Below are 21,125 nucleotides of genomic sequence, written 5' to 3'. Positions count from 1 at the left end.
CTGCTAAGCATAGACAGTTGCTACTGATGGTTAATACTTTATGAATGATGCTTTTAATTCTGCTGATATTTCTGCCACGCGCGAAACGGCATTGGTTATCGATACCGAAACAGATCAGGGCAGTGATCCTAGACCTATCCAAGTTGCTACTATCAATGTAGCAACTGGCTTTGAATGGATGAAATACTTTAATAGTGGTCGATCTATCTCACCCATTGTCATAAAGGTGCATGGTATTACCGATGATGATGTGGCTGGACTTGAGCGCTTTGAGTTGGAGCAGTTTGAATTACCAGAGTACTTGATTGGTCATAACGTACGTTTTGATTGGCGAGTGATTGGCAGTCCTTCTGCTAAGCTGATTTGTACGGTGAGACTTGCGCGAGCAGCCTTTCCAGAATGGCGCGCTTACGGTCAGTCTAAGTGTATCGAGCAGTTATTGGGCAAGGGTGAAGCGAGTGCAATGACAATTGCCGCTCATGACGCGCTTGGCGATGCTCGAATGTGCTATCTGCTGTATCAAGCATGCTGCGAGCGTCTAGAGATTGCGCCGACGGATTTTGCAGCAGCACATGCTATCTCTAATAAAGCGACCCCTGTGAGCAAGATGCCGTTTGGTAAGCATAAAGGCAAGCCGATCAAAGACGTGCCCATCAGCTATGTTAAATGGATGATAGGCAATATTCATAATATGCAGCCGTCCCTGTATTCGGCACTGACTAAACGCTTAAAACTGGAAGAAGCAGAAAATGCAAAAAAGTAACCTGAATTATCGAGGGTCTACCATGTATGGTGCGACATGGTGCTAAGCTTATGGTTGGTCGTGCAACCATGTCACCGCCATCTGCCATAGCTGCGGCGCTTTGATATTGGTCTTACTGCTAAAATAGCGCATATGACCGATATGATTTAGACCAAAATCCTCAGGGTCCAAGAAACGCTTTTCGACAGGCATTTTTGTAAATACCCTTATCATATCGTCCATGTTTTCACTGTTGGCGATATCATCATCGCTAAAGCCAAGCCACAGTGCTGGCATGCTGAGCTCATCATAGAAATGCGTATGTATGCTTTTGCCAAATGCGGTCTTGATATAGCCTTCGCCATTGCACCATTCACGCCATTGACGCGCTACTCCGCGTGGTAGCGGCTCACCCATACCGATTTTGTCTGACGGCGTATAGCCTAGTGTTAAATTAGTGAATGGAATAAACGCATCCATAAAGCCCATAGCTTTGAGTTTATATGGCATGCCCATGTTTTTGATACGCCCTGACGAGCAAGCGACATTGAACACTGAGCCAATCGCCTGATAATTGGGCATCAAGCCAATGAGCTGACCACCTGCGCTATGACCGATAAGATGATAAGTCGCATCAGGAAACTCATCTTGTAAGGCATCAAGTACAGCTGGCATGTCGTGGCGACCCCAACTGATTAAGGAAGCGCTACATTTTGCCAGTTCGGTCGATAGTGACTCACCGATTCCTTCATTATCAAAGGTCAGCACTCCAAAGCCGCTTTCTGCTAGGCAGGTCGCAAAATTATGATAAAAGTGACGCTTAATACCTGTGGCAGGTGCCATCATGACGGCTTTTTTTGTTGCATCTTTAGGGCGATAGACCGTGGCTGCCAATGCTTGGTTGCGATCGGTCATGATGCTTAATGAGTAAGTATCAATATTGCTCGCGTCATTCGTATTGCTTTTACTAGTGAGATTGCTATTAACCACAGAGCTTGATAGCTCGGCAGTAGGAGAGGCATTGTGATTATCCATGGGTATACCTTAGTATTTTATTAGTAGATAATGAATATCGGGCTATGATGAACAATAACTGCGCATCTTGAAAGTGTAGTCGTTGCGTAGTGATAAATCGTTGTGACTATGTGGTAGCATTGCTTATGTTAAGATAAATACTGGCAAGACAGTTGCTCAAATATGACTTCCAAGTTTCGTATAGCTTGGCTGAGTTTGTCTTATGAATCATGTGCATGACAATATAAATGATAGGTGTCGGTATGCAGCCTTCACTAATAACAAGCACTCAATAAAAACTGACAGGTAATTAAGGAAGCTATATGCAAATGAAAATCAACGATGATACTTATGATGTAATCACAAGCAAAGACATTACCAATATTGAAAAAGCAGTTGACAAGTCTGCCCTATCAATGCCGCTCGTGGCTGTGTATTGCGGTTCACGCTTGGGCAATGGTGACGTGTATGAACAGGCGGCACGTGAGCTTGGCAGTGCATTAGCAAATAATGGCATGGGACTAGTATATGGTGGCGCTAGTATCGGACTAATGGGCGCAGTTGCGGATGAAGTAATTAATGGCGGCGCGCAAGCAGTGGGCGTGATTCCAACCTTTATGCTCAAGCACGAAATCGCTCATGAGCAGCTGACTCGCTTGCATTTGACTGACACTATGCACACGCGTAAGACAGTTATGGCAGAGTATGCCGATGCCTTTATCACGCTACCAGGCGGGTTAGGAACATTAGAAGAGATTATGGAAATCGCCACGTGGCGTCAATTGTACCAGCACGAAAAACCAATGATCATTTTGAATATCAATGGTTTTTATGACCGTATGATTGAGCATTTAAAATATACCACTGAGCAAGGCTTTATGAAGCAGGAAGATTTAGATCGTCTAGTGGTGTGCAATACCATCAGCGAAGCGATCGATATGCTACAGACAGTAGTGACCATAGATGATGCTGTGGATACAGAGAAAATGGCAGGTAGTAATAGTTAAGCCATATAGTTATTAATACACAGAAAGTACTTAAATATTAAAAGCTATTGCAAAAAAGGAGCAGACAACCAAATCTTGGCTATCTGCTCCTTTTTTAGATGTATTAACAACCTATCAGAGAATTATGCCTATTAGGCATCAGCAGGCGTGAGATCTTCCAATGCTACTTCACGAATGCTATGATTGACATGAGCCATCGCTATCGGGAATCCACGCTGCTCAGCGAGCTCACGTGCAACCTCATCGACAGCGAGGCTATCATTATGGACAAGGTACGACCACTCATGAGCATAGCGACTACGATTTAGAGGTGTATCGTTCTCTATCAAGCCTAGATCTGTTAGTTCATTAACTATTTGATCAGCGGCAATCAAGGTTGAAGATGCTTTGACGTTTTCTGCACGGGCATAGCGTATATTAGAGTACAAGCTCACGTCAGCGACTCGCAGCGTATCATCCTGTCCAGGAATCTGCTGCCCACCGTATAGCGCGTTACCAACAGTACGTGCGCTGTTGAATGTTGGTACAAACTCCGCCACATACTCAATCGCTTGCTGACTACGTGCCTGTAGGGGTGCTTTATCCCAACCGTCTTCAATATAATGCACGTATTGCTGCGGTAGTTTGGGCTGCGCACTGTCTTCACTTGATGCGACAAGACCATCATCAAACAGAGTAATGGCTTTACTCATACCGTGAATCTGAAAATATCCACCAGGGTAGGGAGTAAGCTGCGCCATGCCTTCTGGCGTTCCTCGTTGACCATAAACGATGATCTCTGGTATCTGTCCACCAGCATCGCCCCAATGAGTCACATAAGACGATTTGAACTCGACCATACGTGTTACTTCGACACCAACCATATCGTCGATGACACCTGTACGAAATCCGCAAGCGTTGACTAAATAATCAACTTCGATAGACTCAGGCTGAGAGGCGTGTTCTTGATTATGGATTTGTTGATAGTCGATACGCCATTTAGTGACATGATGGTCAGCGTTGGTACAGTTCTCACAATCTACCGGCACGACTTTTTGTACCGCAGTTTCAGTAAATACGTGCGCATTGTCGTACTCTTCGAGCGCAAGCTTAGCAGAAGCGGCTAAACGAAAAATGTTCCAACCATATTCTTGGACAACAATTAACGGAAATTTAACTTTGTTTAAATCCAAGTATCTAGCGACTGGAATCATCCATTCATCAACTGTACTTGGTACAGCGACTTGCTCACGTTCAGACAGCTCAATCAATTGCTCATGGCTATAAAGTTGATAGTAATCTTTAGGCTCACCCAATACTTTATTATTAACATCTTGCTCGATCAGTTCTTGATAAGCATCGGTCAAAATATCCAAACGCGGTAGTAAATCTTCAGGCAGTCCTTCGTCACGTGTCGGTACAGCAAACACAGTAGGACGGACGTCAATAGTGTGCGGATACAAACGCAAAATATCGATACATTGCTTAAGCAGCGCTACGCAATCTTCGTCCGGTATTTCACGGTACAAGTTACCACCTGCATGCAAATGACACATAGGTGGTCCATCAATAAGTGATTTTTTCTTTTCAAACAAATAGGTCTCTAATCCTAACGCAGCAAGTCGAATTGCAATCGTCGATCCCGCAGTACCGCCGCCCAAAATGCCAACACGCTTTTTAGGTTGAATGTTCTTTGCCCCATAAGATAACACCTCAGAATGAGCGTCACGATTAAAGGATTGAGCGTAGTTTTTATCAAAAGACTGAGTCATTGTCGTCGTTGTATCCTTAATAGCATCTGTATTAGGCCGTGCTCGGTATATGTATCAAATGTTCTATATTTCTTGATATGCGTGCGAAGGTAATTAAGTTCAACACACAAATCTGAACTTCAATAGTCATCTTTCCTATTGTTTAGCCATTCTTCATCTCTATAGGTTTATTTTACGAAGAACTACAGACAATATGATGGGAAATACGTAAGAAGATGCATGAGTTTTGTCAACGAGTCGCTATATGTGTGAAGTTTTTCAGACAAACGAGCCTGTCTAAAAATAGAGTAAACGAGAGAGGTGGCAAGTTTGTGAAATCGAAAATAAGCTCGTTTTATTATTTTGTAAAATTCGACCACTTTTGTAAGTGTATATATTGGTAGCCAAGATAACTTAAAATCGTATGTTGTATTCATTTTGCTTAGCAAGAAGTGTCGGTTCTGTTTTGAGAACTGTTCAAAATTCCAAATGTTAAAATTAACAAAAGGGACAGTCGATAAAGTAAACGACAACAAGCTCATCGCTATAAAAAATACGACTAAACTTACAAGGAAGTTATGAACCGCCCCGGGATTGTCGGAGACTCAACATTCTGAGAGAATACGACAATGAAAAAACAAACCTACACTCCTGAGATTAAAGAACGCGCCGTTCGCATGCTGATAGAAGCGTTGGGCGACTATCCCTCCACATGGTCAGCGATTCAAGCCATTGCCCCTAAGATTGGCTGTACGCCTGAAACCCTGCGGTCGTGGCATAAAAAACATATCGATCAAACTATTCCTGCATCGGTGCAAGCGCAAAGTGATAAAGAGCGCATCAAGGAGCTTGAACGCGAATGCAGAGAGCTCAAGCAAGCCAATGAGATCATACGTAAGGCTGCCGCTTTTTTCGCCCAGGCGGAGCTCGACCGCTGACTAAAATCATGATTCAATTCATCGACGATCATAAGAATAATTATGGGGTCGAGCTGATCTGTAGAGTATTACCGATTGCCCCATCAACCTATCACCGTGCTAAAGACTTGGAGAGCTACCCTGAAAAACGCTCACTGCGCAGTCAGCATGACGACTACTATCTCAGCGAGATTAAACGCATCTGGCAGGACAGCAAATGCCGTTACGGTGCGCGTAAAGTATGGCAGCAGATGAAAGCTGACGGGTTAAAGGTTGCTCGGTGTACCGTAGAGCGATTAATGAAGCAGTATGGCCTACAAGGCGTCTGGCGTGGCAAAGGCAAGATTACCACCAACAGCCGTGACGACCAAAAGCGCGCTGATGACTTAGTCAATCGTAACTTTAGCGCTTATCGTCCTAACCAGCTGTGGGTTGCAGATTTTACCTATATCAAGACGACAAGCGGCTGGGTCTATACCGCTTTTATTATTGATGTGTTTGCCCGTGCTATCGTTGGTTGGAAGGTATCTAATCGTATGAACACCGATATGGTGATGGCGGCTTTAAATCAAGCAATAGCAGATAGAAACCATCCCAAAGATGTCATTCATCACAGTGATCGAGGGGTTCAGTACTTATCCATTCGCTATACTGATAAAATGACGGATTCTGGCGTGATTGCCTCTGTTGGTACAACAGGCGACTCTTATGACAACGCATTGGCTGAAACGGTCAATGGGCTTTATAAGTCTGAGGTGATTCATTATTTAAAGCAAAACTGGACTGGTGTGAACGATGTTGAACTGGCAACCCTTGAGTGGGTGGACTGGTTTAATAAAACACGACTGCATAGTACGATTGGTTATGTGTCACCTTTTGATTTTGAAAAGCGGTATTATGATAATTTAACCCTGTCAGGCATCGCTGCCTGACTCAAGTAAATCACTCTCCGATAAAGTCGGGGCGGTTCATTATGATGAAAAATATAATGATGTTATCGGTACTAACAGGTGTATTAACACTAACTGGCTGTACTACTTTAAAAAACGTAGTCGGTAACGATATGTCAGGTACGCATGAAGTACAGGCAACCAGCAACAATACAGCACCAGTCACTAGCAAGAATGGGGTGTTGGTAGATGCTACCAACCATATGACGTTGTATACGTTTGATAAAGACTCTATGAATAAGTCAGATTGCGGTGCAGCTTGCCAAGTTGTGTGGCCAATTTTCAAAGCGCCTAGCGATGCTAAAGCCTCAGGTCAGTTCGCTGCATTTAAGCGTGAAGATGGCAAATATCAGTGGGCAATGAACGGTAAGCCTTTATACTTCTATGCTAATGACACAAAAGTTGGTGACAAAGACGGTGATGATAAACTTGGCGTTTGGCACGTTATCCCAAGTAAATAACAGGTGTTAGATATAAACTAACTCGGAAACGTTAAGACAAAAAAAGCAGCCTGCCTCTATAATTGAGGATAGGCTGCTTTTTATTTGCTCGGTGTTACTCTCTACTGTAATCAACATCAGCGCACGTATATTCGCTAGTATTAGATGTAATTTATATTATGTCACATTTGCTAAAGGCTCAATCTGAATGGTCTCTAGCACTTCTTCTTTGCTAGGCTCTTTTCTATATAAAGGAAAAAAGTCTGAAAGCAGATCATTTTCCGTGAACCAGATATCAGCTACTAACTCTGTATATTTTGCTACGTTAACGACGAGTCTATAAGTCTTAAATAGTAACTCTTGCGAACTAAAGCCTTTTTTATACTCATATAAAGAATCTAAATTGGAGCCAACGCCGCCACCAAGATGTAGTACTTCATAATGGTTCTCTCGTCCCCAATTACGAGCGACATGAGTGATAAGTTTAGAAGGTTGTAGGTGCGTATAGGCGTTCAGCGTGCCACCAAGGTGGAACTGCATAATGCCAGACTCTTGGCAGAGCGTATATATAGAAGACCCAATCGCTTTATCGTCTTGATAGGCAGTTATTAACAGTATTTTTTCTTGAAGGTTTTCAAGCAAATTAAAGAAATAATCATCATCAAAGAAGTAATAATCACTAGCCTTGACGTGTCGCATTGTCTCTTTATAAATGTCTGAAAACACCATGGCGTTCTGTCGGGTCAAGAACTCTGTTTTTGTCACAACATCCATTTTCATGGCTTTTTTGATACCGCGGCGATGTCGATTTTGTGTCTCGCTCCAATGCTCTTCTTCTGACTTACTTAAATCAGACATCAAGGTCAGCCCGTGAGTCAGTGCTTTGCCAACTGTGGGTATCCATTCTTTATTAATAATCGGATGCAACCGCATAAACAAAGACACGCAGCCTCTCTCGCAAAGAAAAGCCCTTATCTCATCTAGTACGATGTCTAACTCGGCATCAGTGAGGGTTTTGTCCATCAACGGGCCACCGTAACCATAAGTGGAAGTAGCATCCCAATGCTCTGAGTCAATGTCTCTAATTATAATGGGTAACAATACTTCTTTATTTTTATAGTGGGCGATGATGCCTTGAGGCTTGCCCTTGTCGATGACAGCTGAGGCCGCAATCCAACCAGATAAGTGGTATATATCAAAATGATGATTTGATACCTTCTTATCCCACTCAGCATCTATCGCTATGTAATCAACTTGTACTGTATCCACGTTGCTGCTCCCTCAGTGTTGCGTTATATATTCTTAAATCCGTATATACGAATATAACAACAAATTATGAAGCCTTCAAGTACATAAAAACCTTTTATGTAAAATAATGAATATATTATTAGAGCGTAGAAGAATCTATAGGAAATAAAAAAGCAGCCTGCCTCTATAAATGAGGGTAGGCTGCTTTTCTCGTTTTTGTCGAAAGCTATTAGAGAGCTATAAGCTTACTTTGATTTTTTTTCTACTAGCTCGCCATCGATTTGGATAGGAACATTGGTCGTAATACCAGCAGAGTAGGCTGTCATACCATAAGCTGCACGGTCTATAGTGCCAGTAGCACGGAAGCCAACGACTGGCTCTTTGGTCAGAGGGCTATTAGCGATTTTGTTTAACGTGACATCTAGGGTTAGTGGCTTGGTTTGACCCAGTAAAGTAAAGTCCCCAGTTACTTTTGCTTGCTGCGGATTTACAAAATTAACCTGAGTAGATTTAAAGCTCATAGTAGGGTATTTTTTAACGTTAAAGAACTCTTCCGTTTTTAAATGTTTGTCACGGGCAGCCCAAGCAGTATCGATACTGTCTGTATCAATGACAAAGTTCAGCTGGGTTTGGTTAGGGTTCTTTAGATCAAATTTAACGGTACCGTCTACATCGCTAAAGTGTCCCATGACCGTAGAAAATCCCATGTGATCAACTGAGAAACCGACACGAGTGTGAGAGTTATCTAGTTGCCACTGAGTCGGCAGTGCAGCGCTTGCCATGGTAGTGATAGAAAGTATTGAGCTGATCAATAGGGCTTTTGTAGTGGTTTTCATTGAATAGTCCTTACATAGTATTAGGGTATTGGTGCTCGCCGATGAACAAAGAAGAAAACATTTTTTGTAAAAAATGAGTAAATATATTGTAGCTATGTGTCCTAGAATTGCGATAAATAAATAGCGCAGCCAACCTATACTTGGTTAGATTAACTACATATAAAAATGTAATTGATTAATATATCTAACCAAAACATTGTACTGGGTTAACTCATACATCTCAACACTATTTCTCTATTATTGACAACTTATCACATATCTCTATCACAACTGCTCCTTGCGTCTTACGTCAAAAACCGTTAAAATCGCGGTTTAATTTTCCCGCTGGGGAAAGGCTAAGCGAACAGAAGGGTGGTGTTGGGTGCTGGAATAAGCCAGTGACGCAGTTGCCATACTTGTAATGTCCTTAGTGCCTCAGTTACGTATGTCATTATTTGTTTGATACATCATCGTTGATGCTGTATTTAGACGTTGTACATACATCGGACCTAGAGAGTATATTATGCGTAAAGATATCCATCCTAATTACCAAGAAGTTTTATTCCACGACACTAACGCTGACGTGTTCTTTTTGACTCGCTCAACTGCTAAAACTAAAGCGACTCGTGAATACGAAGGTAAAGAATACCCATACTACCCACTTGATATCTCAAGTGCGTCGCATCCATTCTATACTGGTGAGCAACGTAAAACTTCTACTGAAGGTCGTGTTGCAAGCTTCAACAAACGCTTTGGCGCATTTGGTGGCCGTAGCAAGAAAGCTGCAGACGCTGCTGAATAATTTACACTTATGGTGTAAATATATTTCGCTAAGCAATAAAAAACCGCTGATTATTCAGCGGTTTTTTATTGCTTAATTTTTTATGATCTAAAAATAAAGCTAACAGGCTATTTAGCGCTCAAACTCAGTAGTAGATAAGTCCAATATCTGAATAGAATCTAGTAACTGAATAATGGTTTCTACGATTTGCTGTGCCCAATAGCCGTACATCAGACTGCTAGGATGAAATCCATCACTGGCAAACATCACATTGATATCGATAGCCGAGCCATTTGCATGCTCTTCTAGCATCCGTGTAAAGTCGGTTGCCATATAGGTGACACCAGCATGAGCCGTACAAACCTGCTGTAATATCCCATCCAGTACCGATGCTTTTGCACCCACAAAGTTATTGAGCGGAGCAGGTATTGCAGGCATTTGCGCCATCGGCGGCAAACTTAAAAAAACCAATTCTCGTACGCCAAATTTGCGCTGTGCAATATTGATAATGTCTTCAATTTGTTGTTGCCATTTATGCACAGAGACATTGGACGTCGTATCATTGACCCCTACGCTTAGCAACATCACATCGATAGACTGCTCAGGAGCAGGTAAGACATATAACCTGCGTAGAATATCAAAGCTGGTATGACCTGTTGTCGCTTGCAATGACCAATTGAGTCGAGCAAAGTTTGCTTGGATAGCTTTGTTTTGTTCCAGTATCGGAATGAGCTTACCGACCAACGCTTCTTGCTGGGTCTGGCTACCCACGCCTGCTGCTGCTGAATCGCCAACGACCATAAGGTTAAATGTCTTAGCCTCTTGCGTTGATACTTCATCATTCGCTTGAGGCAGCTCAATCACGCCGTGCCTTTCACCATGTGGTTCAGGCAAGCGAACCGTATCACGCTTGATTTTGCGACCTTGATAGAGGTAGACAGGGGCAAGTAAGACGTCTCTTGCGACCGATGTTAGTTTGCTAGTATCTACCATCCTGCACGTTCCCTAATAGTCGTAAGACTGTCTTCAATTAACAATTTACCATCGACGTAGACATCATGTAATAGATTGTCAGTTGGGTCGCTCATCTGATTTTCTTTGACGGTTGTTAGCTGGCCGCTGTCGTCTTTTACCAGTGCCAATCGTCCTTTTTTCGAGCGCTTCGAGCGGCTGGTGACGGGATCTTTGTAAATATCCTTCCATGCGCCATCGATAGAGATAGCGCTAGATTTCATCGCCCAACTCATGGTGTCGCGGTTGACTTGCTGCAATAGACCACCGCCCATGCCAAATGTTACGTTTTCTGCGCTAAAGCCTGCTTTCATGATCACATCAATGATATTGCTCAAGCTTTGTGCACTGATACCATCCCCTTGGATAATCCGCACGTAATCGGGCAGTACTTTATAGCCCTTACTGTTTATAGTCGTACCGAATTTCACCGCTAGACGCTCTAAGGCTTCACGTACCACTTTGGTAGGCTCACCACTGTCTGGCCTGATGACGAGCGTACCACCCATGTTTTTGACGTCTTCTTTTAAGGTATCGCCCCAGATATTATCAATCGCGTTCCATAAGTCATAGCTGTCAGACACCACTGAAAAGCTTTTGCCTGTGCCACCGAACTGCTCAATCATATTGGCAAAGGCCTCTGTCTCACCATCGCGGCCCCAGGCGGTCATGGTGCTGTGCTCAGCTGCAGGGATAGAAAATGCAGGCATGTCTTTATCCATTTGATACCAACGACTGGCAGCGACCAATGCCGTCATCGAATCAGTACCTGCAAAATTCACCAAGTGCGCTAAGCTACCGAGCGCGACGGATTCTTGGCTAGAAGCACCGCGCGAGCCAAAATCATGCAGTCGAAAAGTGAGCGAATCGATATTGTCCGCTGACTTCTCTAAGGCTTTACGAATGATGCCTTTGCAATAATGAGAGACGCTAGCGACGGTGGATGGATACCAAATAGCGCGTAGTAGGGCGGTCTCGATATAACTTGGCAGCCAATAAAACTCAGGGTCGGTATTGATAACCTGACAGACGACATTTGAGACGGGTAGGATACTGCCTTCAGGAATGGCCTCGATTCGTAACGGCATATAACCGCCGTGTTTATCGACCAAACGCTCCCAACCGGCACGGTTAAAAGTCAAGCCATGCGCTTGAATGACCATTTCGGCTTCGTCGATATCTTGATGAGTGATGGGAGTGCTTAAGTATTCCTTGATAAAAGCTTGCAAGCCAAAGAACACCACATCGTAGTCGCCTTTGCGCGCTTCGACATAACTGGACAGATACTCGCTACCGCTTGGGTATTGCACCCAATGTGAAGTCTTATAGCTGTCGCTATTTAAGATTAAATTGTTTAGATTACTGGTATACATCACAGAACTCCTCTGCTTTGAAATGCCGCAGCTGCTTTACTGAAAGAGCAGTGGCGGCGGTTGATTGCCGTCTATCGGCGTTGGTATCAAGTTATTAGTGCGATATTTAGTGATAGTTGTTTTGATAATAATTTGCTCAAGTAGTTATTAGAAAAATCTACTAAAAAAGACTACTAAAGAAAGCTACTAGAAAAAACGATTAGCAGTGAACTACAAGCCAACCATTTTAGTAATAATCGCGTAGTGATCTTCAAACATCATTTTGGCATCAAGCTCTGCCAATGGTAGCCAAAATGCTTTGGTCGCATCGTCACCACCTTTTACTTTTGGCAGACCTTTTGGATCATTTTTGAGTTGAAAGTAAAATGCTTGAGTAATGGTGCGACCACGCGCTGAGCGATATGGATCATCAAAGGTATGTTGGCTATGGCAAGAGCCGCGCAGTACTGGCTCAGGCACTTTGAGGCGAGTCTCTTCACGTAGCTCACGGATACAAGCATCAAACAGCGTCTCTTTTGGATTTAAAAATCCACCCGGCAGCGCCCAGAGTCCACGACCTGGCATACTGCGTCGCTCAACCAGTAGGATGTGCCCCGACTGTACAATTAATGCATCGGCTGTCATAAAAGTAGGCGGGTATGGTGCTGATTCCCACTGTCTTTTATATTTATCGATAAAGTCTGCTTCTTCATGCAGCTGATGATAATCGTCAGTTTGTTTGAATGCATCGAGGACGTTACGCGTCGACTCAGGCGTACGCTCGGGCGTCGGCGTAGCACCCATCAGATAGCTGTCGCGAATCGGCGTGGCTGATAAGTTATGATAATTGGGCACTGACACAGAGTCCCAGTTGGGAAACAATGACAGATAGTAAGATGAGCTGTCTTTTGAATGACCAATCAAGCCAATATCCGTCTGCAAGTCACCAGTGACAGATTTTACACCTGCTTGCACATACTGTAGCCAGCGAGTGTCATTGTAGAGTGCGTCATCTAAGCCAACACAGTGAATGCGTGCGGCTTCTTCTTCAGAGTAGGCGCCTTTGATCATTGCGGCACGCTCAGCGACGCTAAACGGATTGCGTAAGCTACGTGGCAGGTTGGCTGAGCCGATCAGCATAATCACTTCGTCTGAGCGTTTTAGTGCCTCATCGATGACGGCTTTGTGGCCAGCATGAAACGGCTGAAAGCGACCGATAAAGACTAGATAACGATAGTGTTTACTGCTTTTTTGATCTAGGTTTTGCTTATCTGACCGTTGCTCTGATAATTCACTCATAGACGCCAACTTCCTACGACTTATTTTTATTGATTAAAAATTAATGACGCTAATACTGACACAGCCTATGACTTTCTGACAAGTATAAAGATGTTTAGGGGTGTGTCATTGTCGAAACCGTCCAATCGATACATATGCTTTAACGGGCATGCTTTTCTATCCATGCCGTTACTGTTGGCCAAATCTCTGTGGCTGCGTTACGACTGATCATGATGCGACTGTGTGTATAGTCATCTAAATCGCCGTTACTAATCGAGTACTCTCGAAAGACATTGGTTGAATTGTTAAAGCCTTCAAAAAACAAACGACAGCCGCGAGTAGGGGAGATGAAGGCATCACCTTTTGCACTGATAGAATAAACAGGAATGGTAATCTGTGGCATATGATGACGATAGTCGATAAAGTCATCACCAGTACTTTTCTGCTGATTAATGCTTTCGTTCATTTCTTCTGTATTTGTCCTGCCTTTATCGAAATTAGCCTTTTTCAAAAAGCTACTTTTAAAGTTTTTACGCAAATTCCAATCATACCATTGGGTCATCGTATAGTAGCTTTCGTTAAAAGGGCCTACCTTGAACTGCTTAGCGGGTATAAAGCCGACCAATCGCGTAAGTACCTTGGCTGTAAGGATTTTCGTGTAGCTGGTCGAGTCTTGCGCCGCGCCAAAAGCTTGGCAGGCAAACATACTGATGCTATTGACCTTATCGATATAGCTTGGGTTTTGGACAAGAAACATGGTCAGGCCAACACCGCCACCACTATGAGTGACGCAATGTAGATTATTGAGCTTTAATTCTTCAAAGAAATAGCGAAAAGTCGCTTCATAGTCATAAGTGGCGACAGTCTCAAAGTTGAATTTTTCTTTCGGTAGCGAGCTATTACCATGCCCGCGCCATTCCATGATGTAGCAATGATGACCAAGCCCTGCAAAATATTCGGCGATTTTGAGGCAAGTTTGCTTGTCAGAAAACGTACCATGCGTCAAAAATATGTTTTGCGGTGTGATGTTAGGTAGGCTGTTTTCTGATGTGTTAGCTATCGTATCTTCTTCTGAATTATCAACTACTTTCCAAACGGCAATTTGCTCATCGTCCTTGGTAGTTACTAGGTGCAACGTTCGTGTCATCATAAAATGATCCTATCCAAAAAATACGTAATCTTTATACAAGTCGATATTTATACAAGCTGATAATTATACAAGGCGATTAAAAGCTACCATGCTTATAACGCTACTGCGCACAATCATTCAAATTATCAATACTACGTCAAAACCAGATGACTTGCTCGGACTAGATGTGAACGGTATGGCATATCGAAAATGCTGAGTGCGCTTGATAAATGGTACCGCTGTCTTTATATAGAGAATAACTTGGCAGCCAACACAATCATTCAGCGTGTTTATCTGTCATGGTTTAAATATGAAGTTGCTTTACCACCTGTTAGTATCATTAAAAAAACCAATGACGACCATTTACAATGGTCGCTCTTCAATTCACAGTAGCGTGGTCGGAATTGATGTGTGATTCAGGTATAATGACTGCTATAGACCGATTAAACTTTATACTCATGTCGACCAATGTCATACAATAATAAATACCAATCATTGCCAGTCTGCATGTCTTATATAAACCGTAAACATTTTAAAAATCCAAATTCACGACACAATAGCCATAAGAGATATAGCGTTTGTGTCATAACGCATAGGAAACATTATGAGTGAGCAAAACCAAGCTGATAACCAACTAGACCAAACTGCTGGCTATGAATCAGCCCTAGATACCGAGCAAGTCGAAGCGAAAAGCAACATCACTATCACTGAGTCAGCTCAAGGCTACTTGGCAGATTTGTTATCTAAGCAAGATACCGATGGTATCGGTGTGCGTATTTTCGTTGAGCATCCTGGTACACCGCGCGCAGAGTGCTGCATGGCTTATAATCAGCCGGGCGAAGAGGACAGCGCTGACTTGCGTTTTACGTATGAAAACTTCTCTGCATTTATTGAGGCGGCGTCAGTACCTTATCTAGAAGACGCGGTCATCGACTATAATAAAGACCGTTTTGGTGGTCAGCTGACTTTCCGCGCGCCAAACTCTAAAGTACCTAAAGTAGGCGCTGATGCCAGTGTCGAAGAGCGCATCAACTATGTATTGCAGTCAGAGATTAACCCTGGCTTGGCAGCACATGGCGGTGACGTACAGTTGCTTGAACTGATTGATGAAGAAGGCATTGGTCTAACCGCTGTATTGAAATTCGGCGGTGGTTGCCAAGGGTGTTCAGCGGTTGATATGACTTTACGTCAAGGCGTTGAAGTACAGCTGAAACAGCAAATTCCAGAATTGACCCAAGTGGTTGACGAGACTGATCATACTCGTACAGAGAATGCTTACTATAAATAAAATGAAAAATAGTTAAAAGCAATTGGCTGCTATAAAGGTGGCCATATCTCTAGTATAGATATGCCTGTTTGGTTTGCTGCTTATGAATATTTGTCATGAAGAGATGAGTATTTTGCTATTCTTTTAATAAAGAAGCTGAGTTATGATGAACTCAGCTTTTTTTATTGCTATGATTTAGCAGACAGTTTTTTAAGGTGACTTTAGGCGATATGTCGTCAACAAATCATCTTTTATCAAAATAAAGGAATGTACTATGAGTGATGGATCAGCAGACCAGCAGACAGCCCAACAATCAGAAACTCCTCAACGTCTTGAGACCTTAGCGATTCATGCCGGCTATAGTGTAGAGCCAACGACCAAAGCAGTCGCCGTGCCTATTTATCATACCAGTTCATATGCGTTTGATAATACTCAGCATGGTGCAGATCTGTTTGATCTAAAGGTCGCAGGCAATATCTATACTCGTATCATGAATCCGACCAACGCGGTGCTAGAAGAGCGTGTGGCTGCACTAGAAGGTGGTATCGGTGCGCTTGCCGTAGCCTCTGGTATGGCTGCCATCACTTATGCAATTCAGACCATTTGTGAAGCAGGCGACAATATCGTCGCCGTATCAACGCTATATGGCGGTACTTACAATTTGTTTGCCCATGCCTTGCCGCGTCAAGGTATCGAAGTGCGCTTCTTTGATCATAAAGACCCAGAAGCCATTCGTGACTTGATTGATGACAAGACCAAAATGGTATTTGCCGAGAGTATCGGTAACCCACTAGGTAATATTGTGGATATTCAAGCGCTCAGTGATGTCGCTCACGAATACGGCGTACCTGTCGTGATTGATAATACGGTGGCGACGCCTGCGATATGCCGTCCATTTGAGTTCGGTGCAGATATCGTGATTCACTCATTGACCAAGTATATGAGTGGAACAGGTACATCAATTGGTGGTGCGATTGTCGATAGTGGCAAGTTTGCTTGGGGCGATTATCCTGAGCGTTTCCCACTGTTGAACACGCCAGATCACAGCTATCACGGTGTGAACTTCGTCAAAGATGTAGGCGCGCCAGCCTTTATTGCTCGTGCCCGCGTTGCGCCATTACGTAATACTGGCGCAGCCCTCAGCCCGCTCAATGCTTTCGGTATCTTGCAAGGTATGGAGACGCTAAGTCTACGTATGGAGCGTCACGTGCAAAACGCACAAGCCGTCGCAGAATATCTGCGTGACCATGATAAAGTTGCTTGGGTGAAATACGCAGGTCTGTCTGACCATCCTGAGCACGAGCTTGCCAAAAAATACATGAAAGGCACGCCTTCTGCCATTTTGACCTTTGGTGTTAAAGGTGGACTAGAAGCTGGTGCGCGCTTTATCGATGCGCTGCAACTGATAACTCGTTTGGTAAACATCGGTGATGCGAAGTCACTAGCATGCCATCCAGCAACGACGACCCATCGTCAGTTAAATGAGCAAGAGCTAGAAAATGCAGGCGTTAGTACGGATATGGTACGACTATCGATTGGTATCGAACATATCGAAGATATCAAAGCCGATCTCGCGCAAGCATTAGCTTCTGCTTAACAACAAGCACTTATTAAGTTGAGCAAACTGTTTAAGCAAGTCTAATATAAACAAAAAGCCCATATCGATTTGATATGGGCTTTTTGTTTTGCGTCCCACAGATGTGTTTAATGATTAAGCAGACAGTACACGCTGTGCGATATCTCGATAATCCTGCGAGGCAAGACGCGGTCCAAACTGCTGAATAACTTGTGCTGATATTTCGCTGGCAAGACGACCACATTCTGGCAGACTATACTGCTGCGATAATGCATATAAGAAAGCACCAGCGTAGTTATCGCCTGCACCGTTGGTATCGATGACGTTGGCCACTGCTGGCGTTGCAACGTCATAGACTTCAACTTCTGCCTCGTCATTAGGCTGGTGGGCGATTACCGCACCATTGGCACCATCAGTGACGACGGCAATTTGGCAATATTCAAGCAGGGCACGCGCCGCTGCTTTGACTTGTTTTTTATCAGTGAATAGCTTGGCTTCTTCGCTATTACAGAATATCACTGCGACTTTGTTGCCGAGCATATTAAGCAAACCATCTTTGGCAAATTTTACTACCGCAGGGTCAGCAAAGCTCACCGCAATTTTTGCATTATGAATGCCGGCTTGTTGACGTAATTGAGTCATCGCTGGTTGGATGCTCTCAGACATCGCTAGATAACCTTCTATATATAGCCAATCTGCTTGCGTCAATGCGTCAAAATCAACATTGTCAGCGACAATCTCACTTGAGGTGCCAAGATAAGTCTGCATGGTGCGTTCGCCATCTTCAGTAACGGCAACCACACATGAGCCGGTCACGCCGCCTGCATGAATAGATTTGTCTGAGGTTGCGACACCTGCTTCATGCAAGTCTCTAAGGTAAAACGCCCCTTGATCATCATCACCAACGCGGCAAGCATAAAAAGGCTTACCGCCTAAGCTGGCAAAGGTAAACATAGTATTGGCTGCTGATCCGCCGCCTGCTTGTTTTGATGGCTCAATCTCAGCCAGTTTAAAGTAAGCCAGTAGTTGCTGCTGCTCTTCAATACCAGCCAGCGTCATATTACCTTTGGTCAGCTCAGTTTCTTCTAGTGCCGCATCTGATAGCACATACTCGTGATCAACCAACGCATTGCCTATTGCCATTACATCGTACATTGCTTATCTCTCCTCAATTCATTTATAAACAGTTGTCTTTCTTATTATTAAAAATTAGTCTGCTTGCAACTCTAGTAGACGCTGATAAAGCGCATTTTTCTTCACACCAGTGATATCAGAGGCTAGTGCAGCTGCTTTTTTGACTGACAAATCCTCCAACAAACGCTGTAGCAATTTATCATGCGTACTGATGTCGTCAGTATCTTTTGCCACACCGACGCCAGCGACGACCACGACTATCTCGCCGCGTTGTTGATTGTCATCTGCTTTGACAAACTCAACTAATTCACGAAGGGTACTCTTGTGTACCGTTTCAAAGGTTTTAGTCAATTCACGGCAAAAAGTCACCGCGCGGTCTGTACCAAATATCGTTGCCATGTCTTCTAGACTAGCTACGATGCGATGCGGCGCTTCATAAAAGATTAAAGTTTCGGTACGTGCGATTAGATCGCTCAGCTGTTTTTGACGACCATGCGTTTTGGCAGGCAAGAACCCAATAAAGCTAAATCGATCAGATGGTAACCCTGCTACTGACAGTGCGCCAATGGCAGCAGAAGCCCCAACGATAGGTGATACGGTCACGCCAGCTTCATGCGCGGCTTGCACCAGTTGATAACCTGGATCGCTGACTAGAGGTGTACCTGCATCACTAATCAAGGCAACCGAATGACCTTGCTCAATCATTTCAATAATTTTGGGCGTTTGAATGGCACTATTATGTTCGTGATAGGCCCATAGCTTATTGTGACCTTTTTGCTTTGTCGTCGTATCATCATTTTCGCTACTACTTTTGGCAGGACGAGTCTCTGAGTCTTTTGTCTCGTCAGCCTTACTGCCTTTGGTATCGATGCCAAAATGTGACAGCAGTTTACCTGAGGTGCGGGTGTCTTCGCAGGCAATGATGGCGACCTGCTTTAAGACATCAATTGCATGCGATGTCATGTCGGACATATTGCCAATCGGCGTGGCAACGATATAGAGACAAGCTGGCATCGCAGTAGGATTAGACATGAAAACCTCGGGTCGTTAAAAAGACGTTAGAAAATAATAGTGCGCTAGTATGTACAGTCGTTATCTATGGTTTTTCAGTCAAATAATGGGTGAGGGAACCAATAGATTTTGAGAGTAGAACGCGCAGAAGTGGCTAGTTTAGCATGTTGTGCTATGATAATTCTCAAATGTTAATCAGACCAATTAACCTTATGTCAAATCATAAGCCCTTGATCTTAACCTCACCAAAACAACGCCAAGGTAGTCGGTTTGAGCAGCAGGCATGTGAGTATTTACAAGCGCAAGGGTTGAGGTTGGTCGCGCAAAATTGGCAACAGCCAAAAGTAGGTGAGCTGGATCTGGTCATGATTGAGACAGGTTCAGCATGGTCAACATTAGTATTTGTTGAAGTTCGCCAGCGCAAGTTCTCGAATTATGGCGATGCAGCACTCAGCGTGACGACAAGCAAACAGCGTAAAGTTATTAAGACAGCGCAGTCCTTTTTGCAGCAGCATCCTGGGTATGCTCATTATGACTGCCGGTTTGATGTCATTGCTTACAACACGATGAATGAGTCAAATTCAAGAAATGAGCAGTTAGACAATCAACCAGAATGGATTCAAAATGCTTTTATAGCCAGTGCATGGTAATAGAGTAAATAAGATAGATGCTGCCAAGTGAAGCATCTAACCGCATCTGACAAGTAAGGTTCGTTACTAAAAAGCTAACCGCTGATGGCCAAAATTAAGTAAAGTAGCGGTTATAGTCAATTTTCTATAAATCAGATACAGTATTAGCTTACAGCTAAGTTTAGCTCATCACTACTAGAGCATGTTTTCTTTAAAATAAAGACACGGCCTAGATTAAGATTTGTTCAATTTATAAAATTGTCACAAACATGTTTTAAGAGGTAAATAATGACACGGATGCATTTGCGCACTGCTATTTTTGGTTCATCACGCCGTATTACGACTGGCATTATGATTGCTGCCTGCGTTGTCAGTACAGGTTGTGCCACCAATTATCTGACCAACAGTACAGAAGGGACTTATGGTGTACCAATGACTGAGCGCACGATTCCGCAGCGTCTGCTCGATCGTAGTATTGAACATACTGCCAAAATCAATGTATACGGGCTAAAAGAAGACTTGCAGCAAACCAGTCGTATGGGTATCGATAGCTTCAATAGCGAAGTGCTGCTCACAGGTGAAGTGCCAACTGAAACGCTCAAAGCAGAAGTAGAAAAAGTCGTTAGCTCTATGCCAGATGTACGCCGTGTCTATAATGAAATGGAAGTGAGTGCGTCAAAAGGGTATAGCTCAACGGTTCATGATGGTTATATCACTTCAAAGCTACTGGCGAAAATAGCCGCCAGCGATGGCGTGAGTGCGTCACAAATTAAAGCCGTTACCAATAATGGCGTGGTCTACATTATGGGTCGTATGACACCCACTCAGCAGAGTCATCTGATTGATATCGCCAATGGTACTGTTGGAGTCACCGAGTTGGTATTGCTGACAACTGTCGTTGACGATAGAGGCGTCAAAATAAATAATGATGACATCATGTATGAGAATAATTTGGCCAATCCTGCAGTAGCGCCAGCTGCCCAAGATACTACTATCAGCACGGCAACGCCTATTGTCATAACGGAAGAAGAGGCCAATACTACGCAGCCGTCTTCAAGCCCTTATATTGATCTTTATCAGAACCAGTAAGCATC

The 21,125-nt window shown here is 43.6% G+C and carries 19 protein-coding genes and 1 other annotated feature; of the genes, 9 read left to right on the top strand and 10 right to left on the bottom strand.

Annotated features, from left to right (window positions below):
- Nucleotides 1-40 precede the first annotated feature (40 nt).
- Complete coding sequence (locus ACS8FA_RS27235; RefSeq protein WP_439267144.1) at nucleotides 41-763, top strand: 3'-5' exonuclease; 723 nt, start codon at nucleotides 41-43, stop codon at nucleotides 761-763.
- 48 nt (nucleotides 764-811) lie between these two features.
- Here the strand turns inward: ACS8FA_RS27235 and ACS8FA_RS27230 are convergent, their stop codons facing one another.
- Nucleotides 812-1,657: an alpha/beta hydrolase family protein gene (locus ACS8FA_RS27230; RefSeq protein WP_439267179.1), complete on the bottom strand. Its 846-nt coding sequence runs from the start codon at nucleotides 1,655-1,657 to the stop codon at nucleotides 812-814.
- A 422-nt stretch (nucleotides 1,658-2,079) separates the two neighbouring features.
- On the opposite strand from ACS8FA_RS27230, the gene ACS8FA_RS27225 reads away from it, so the two are divergent.
- The gene (locus tag ACS8FA_RS27225; protein ID WP_057761780.1) at nucleotides 2,080-2,763 is read left to right on the top strand and encodes an LOG family protein; all 684 of its coding nucleotides are present in this window, start codon (nucleotides 2,080-2,082) and stop codon (nucleotides 2,761-2,763) included.
- A gap of 131 nt (nucleotides 2,764-2,894) precedes the next feature.
- Here ACS8FA_RS27225 and ACS8FA_RS27220 read toward each other — a convergent pair whose 3' ends face one another.
- Nucleotides 2,895-4,514, bottom strand: coding sequence for an FAD-dependent oxidoreductase (locus ACS8FA_RS27220; RefSeq protein WP_439267146.1), 1,620 nt, complete (start codon nucleotides 4,512-4,514; stop codon nucleotides 2,895-2,897).
- Between the two features lie 608 nt (nucleotides 4,515-5,122).
- On the opposite strand from ACS8FA_RS27220, the gene ACS8FA_RS27215 reads away from it, so the two are divergent.
- Together ACS8FA_RS27215 and ACS8FA_RS27210 are read left to right on the top strand one after the other, a co-directional pair.
- Nucleotides 5,123-6,342, top strand: a protein-coding gene (locus ACS8FA_RS27215) for an IS3 family transposase (RefSeq protein WP_406947480.1) whose coding sequence is annotated in 2 segments (ribosomal slippage) — nucleotides 5,123-5,399 and nucleotides 5,399-6,342 — 1,221 coding nt in all. Because the reading frame shifts where the segments join, the coding sequence is not laid out codon by codon here.
- Nucleotides 5,398-5,514, top strand: a sequence feature (AL1L pseudoknot). It overlaps the preceding gene by 117 nt.
- A 41-nt stretch (nucleotides 6,343-6,383) precedes the next feature.
- Nucleotides 6,384-6,821 carry a COG4315 family predicted lipoprotein gene (locus tag ACS8FA_RS27210; RefSeq protein ID WP_439267148.1) on the top strand — a complete coding sequence of 146 codons (438 nt, stop codon included), beginning with the start codon at nucleotides 6,384-6,386 and terminating at the stop codon, nucleotides 6,819-6,821.
- Nucleotides 6,822-6,977: 156 nt separating this feature from the next.
- Here ACS8FA_RS27210 and ACS8FA_RS27205 read toward each other — a convergent pair whose 3' ends face one another.
- Together ACS8FA_RS27205 and ACS8FA_RS27200 are read right to left on the bottom strand one after the other, a co-directional pair.
- Nucleotides 6,978-8,069, bottom strand: coding sequence for a GNAT family N-acetyltransferase (locus ACS8FA_RS27205; protein ID WP_165597899.1), 1,092 nt, complete (start codon nucleotides 8,067-8,069; stop codon nucleotides 6,978-6,980).
- A gap of 224 nt (nucleotides 8,070-8,293) precedes the next feature.
- Nucleotides 8,294-8,884, bottom strand: a complete 591-nt coding sequence (locus ACS8FA_RS27200) for a YceI family protein (protein ID WP_102091599.1) — start codon at nucleotides 8,882-8,884, stop codon at nucleotides 8,294-8,296.
- A 502-nt stretch (nucleotides 8,885-9,386) separates the two neighbouring features.
- On the opposite strand from ACS8FA_RS27200, the gene ACS8FA_RS27195 reads away from it, so the two are divergent.
- Nucleotides 9,387-9,665: a type B 50S ribosomal protein L31 gene (locus ACS8FA_RS27195; protein ID WP_057761772.1), complete on the top strand. Its 279-nt coding sequence runs from the start codon at nucleotides 9,387-9,389 to the stop codon at nucleotides 9,663-9,665.
- 111 nt (nucleotides 9,666-9,776) lie between these two features.
- Here ACS8FA_RS27195 and ACS8FA_RS27190 read toward each other — a convergent pair whose 3' ends face one another.
- The 4 genes from ACS8FA_RS27190 to ACS8FA_RS27175 form a co-directional block, all read right to left on the bottom strand.
- On the bottom strand, nucleotides 9,777-10,637 hold the full coding sequence (locus ACS8FA_RS27190) for an SGNH/GDSL hydrolase family protein (RefSeq protein ID WP_439267151.1): 861 nt from the start codon (nucleotides 10,635-10,637) through the stop codon (nucleotides 9,777-9,779).
- A complete protein-coding gene (locus ACS8FA_RS27185) occupies nucleotides 10,631-12,028 on the bottom strand; it encodes a nicotinate phosphoribosyltransferase (protein WP_439267153.1) in 1,398 nt (465 codons plus the stop codon). Before ACS8FA_RS27185 ends, ACS8FA_RS27190 begins: the two co-directional genes overlap by 7 nt.
- Nucleotides 12,029-12,238: 210 nt before the next feature.
- Nucleotides 12,239-13,306 (bottom strand): bifunctional nicotinamide-nucleotide adenylyltransferase/Nudix hydroxylase, encoded by a 1,068-nt coding sequence (locus ACS8FA_RS27180; protein WP_439267155.1) that lies wholly within the window; start codon nucleotides 13,304-13,306, stop codon nucleotides 12,239-12,241.
- Nucleotides 13,307-13,445: 139 nt separating this feature from the next.
- Nucleotides 13,446-14,435, bottom strand: coding sequence for an alpha/beta hydrolase (locus ACS8FA_RS27175; protein ID WP_439267157.1), 990 nt, complete (start codon nucleotides 14,433-14,435; stop codon nucleotides 13,446-13,448).
- Between the two features lie 583 nt (nucleotides 14,436-15,018).
- Here ACS8FA_RS27175 and nfuA point away from each other — a divergent pair.
- Both nfuA and ACS8FA_RS27165 read left to right on the top strand, forming a co-directional pair.
- Nucleotides 15,019-15,702, top strand: coding sequence for a Fe-S biogenesis protein NfuA (gene nfuA, locus ACS8FA_RS27170; protein WP_057761762.1), 684 nt, complete (start codon nucleotides 15,019-15,021; stop codon nucleotides 15,700-15,702).
- A gap of 253 nt (nucleotides 15,703-15,955) precedes the next feature.
- Nucleotides 15,956-17,278, top strand: a complete 1,323-nt coding sequence (locus tag ACS8FA_RS27165; RefSeq protein ID WP_201579851.1) for an O-acetylhomoserine aminocarboxypropyltransferase/cysteine synthase family protein — start codon at nucleotides 15,956-15,958, stop codon at nucleotides 17,276-17,278.
- A gap of 114 nt (nucleotides 17,279-17,392) precedes the next feature.
- On the opposite strand, the gene ACS8FA_RS27160 is transcribed toward ACS8FA_RS27165, so the two are convergent.
- A complete protein-coding gene (locus ACS8FA_RS27160; protein WP_341610592.1) occupies nucleotides 17,393-18,412 on the bottom strand; it encodes an adenosine kinase in 1,020 nt (339 codons plus the stop codon).
- 54 nt (nucleotides 18,413-18,466) lie between these two features.
- A complete protein-coding gene (rsmI, locus tag ACS8FA_RS27155) occupies nucleotides 18,467-19,423 on the bottom strand; it encodes a 16S rRNA (cytidine(1402)-2'-O)-methyltransferase (protein WP_439267160.1) in 957 nt (318 codons plus the stop codon).
- Between the two features lie 143 nt (nucleotides 19,424-19,566).
- Between rsmI and ACS8FA_RS27150 the strand changes: the two genes are divergently transcribed.
- Both ACS8FA_RS27150 and ACS8FA_RS27145 read left to right on the top strand, forming a co-directional pair.
- On the top strand, nucleotides 19,567-20,052 hold the full coding sequence (locus tag ACS8FA_RS27150; RefSeq protein WP_439267162.1) for a YraN family protein: 486 nt from the start codon (nucleotides 19,567-19,569) through the stop codon (nucleotides 20,050-20,052).
- 267 nt (nucleotides 20,053-20,319) lie between these two features.
- Nucleotides 20,320-21,120 (top strand): BON domain-containing protein, encoded by an 801-nt coding sequence (locus tag ACS8FA_RS27145; RefSeq protein ID WP_114701834.1) that lies wholly within the window; start codon nucleotides 20,320-20,322, stop codon nucleotides 21,118-21,120.
- Nucleotides 21,121-21,125 lie beyond the last annotated feature (5 nt).

Source organism: Psychrobacter sp. 1Y1 (assembly GCF_051847395.2).
GTDB lineage: Bacteria > Pseudomonadota > Gammaproteobacteria > Pseudomonadales > Moraxellaceae > Psychrobacter.
Note: the sequence above shows the minus strand (reverse complement) of the source record. Positions and strands in the feature narration are given on the sequence as shown.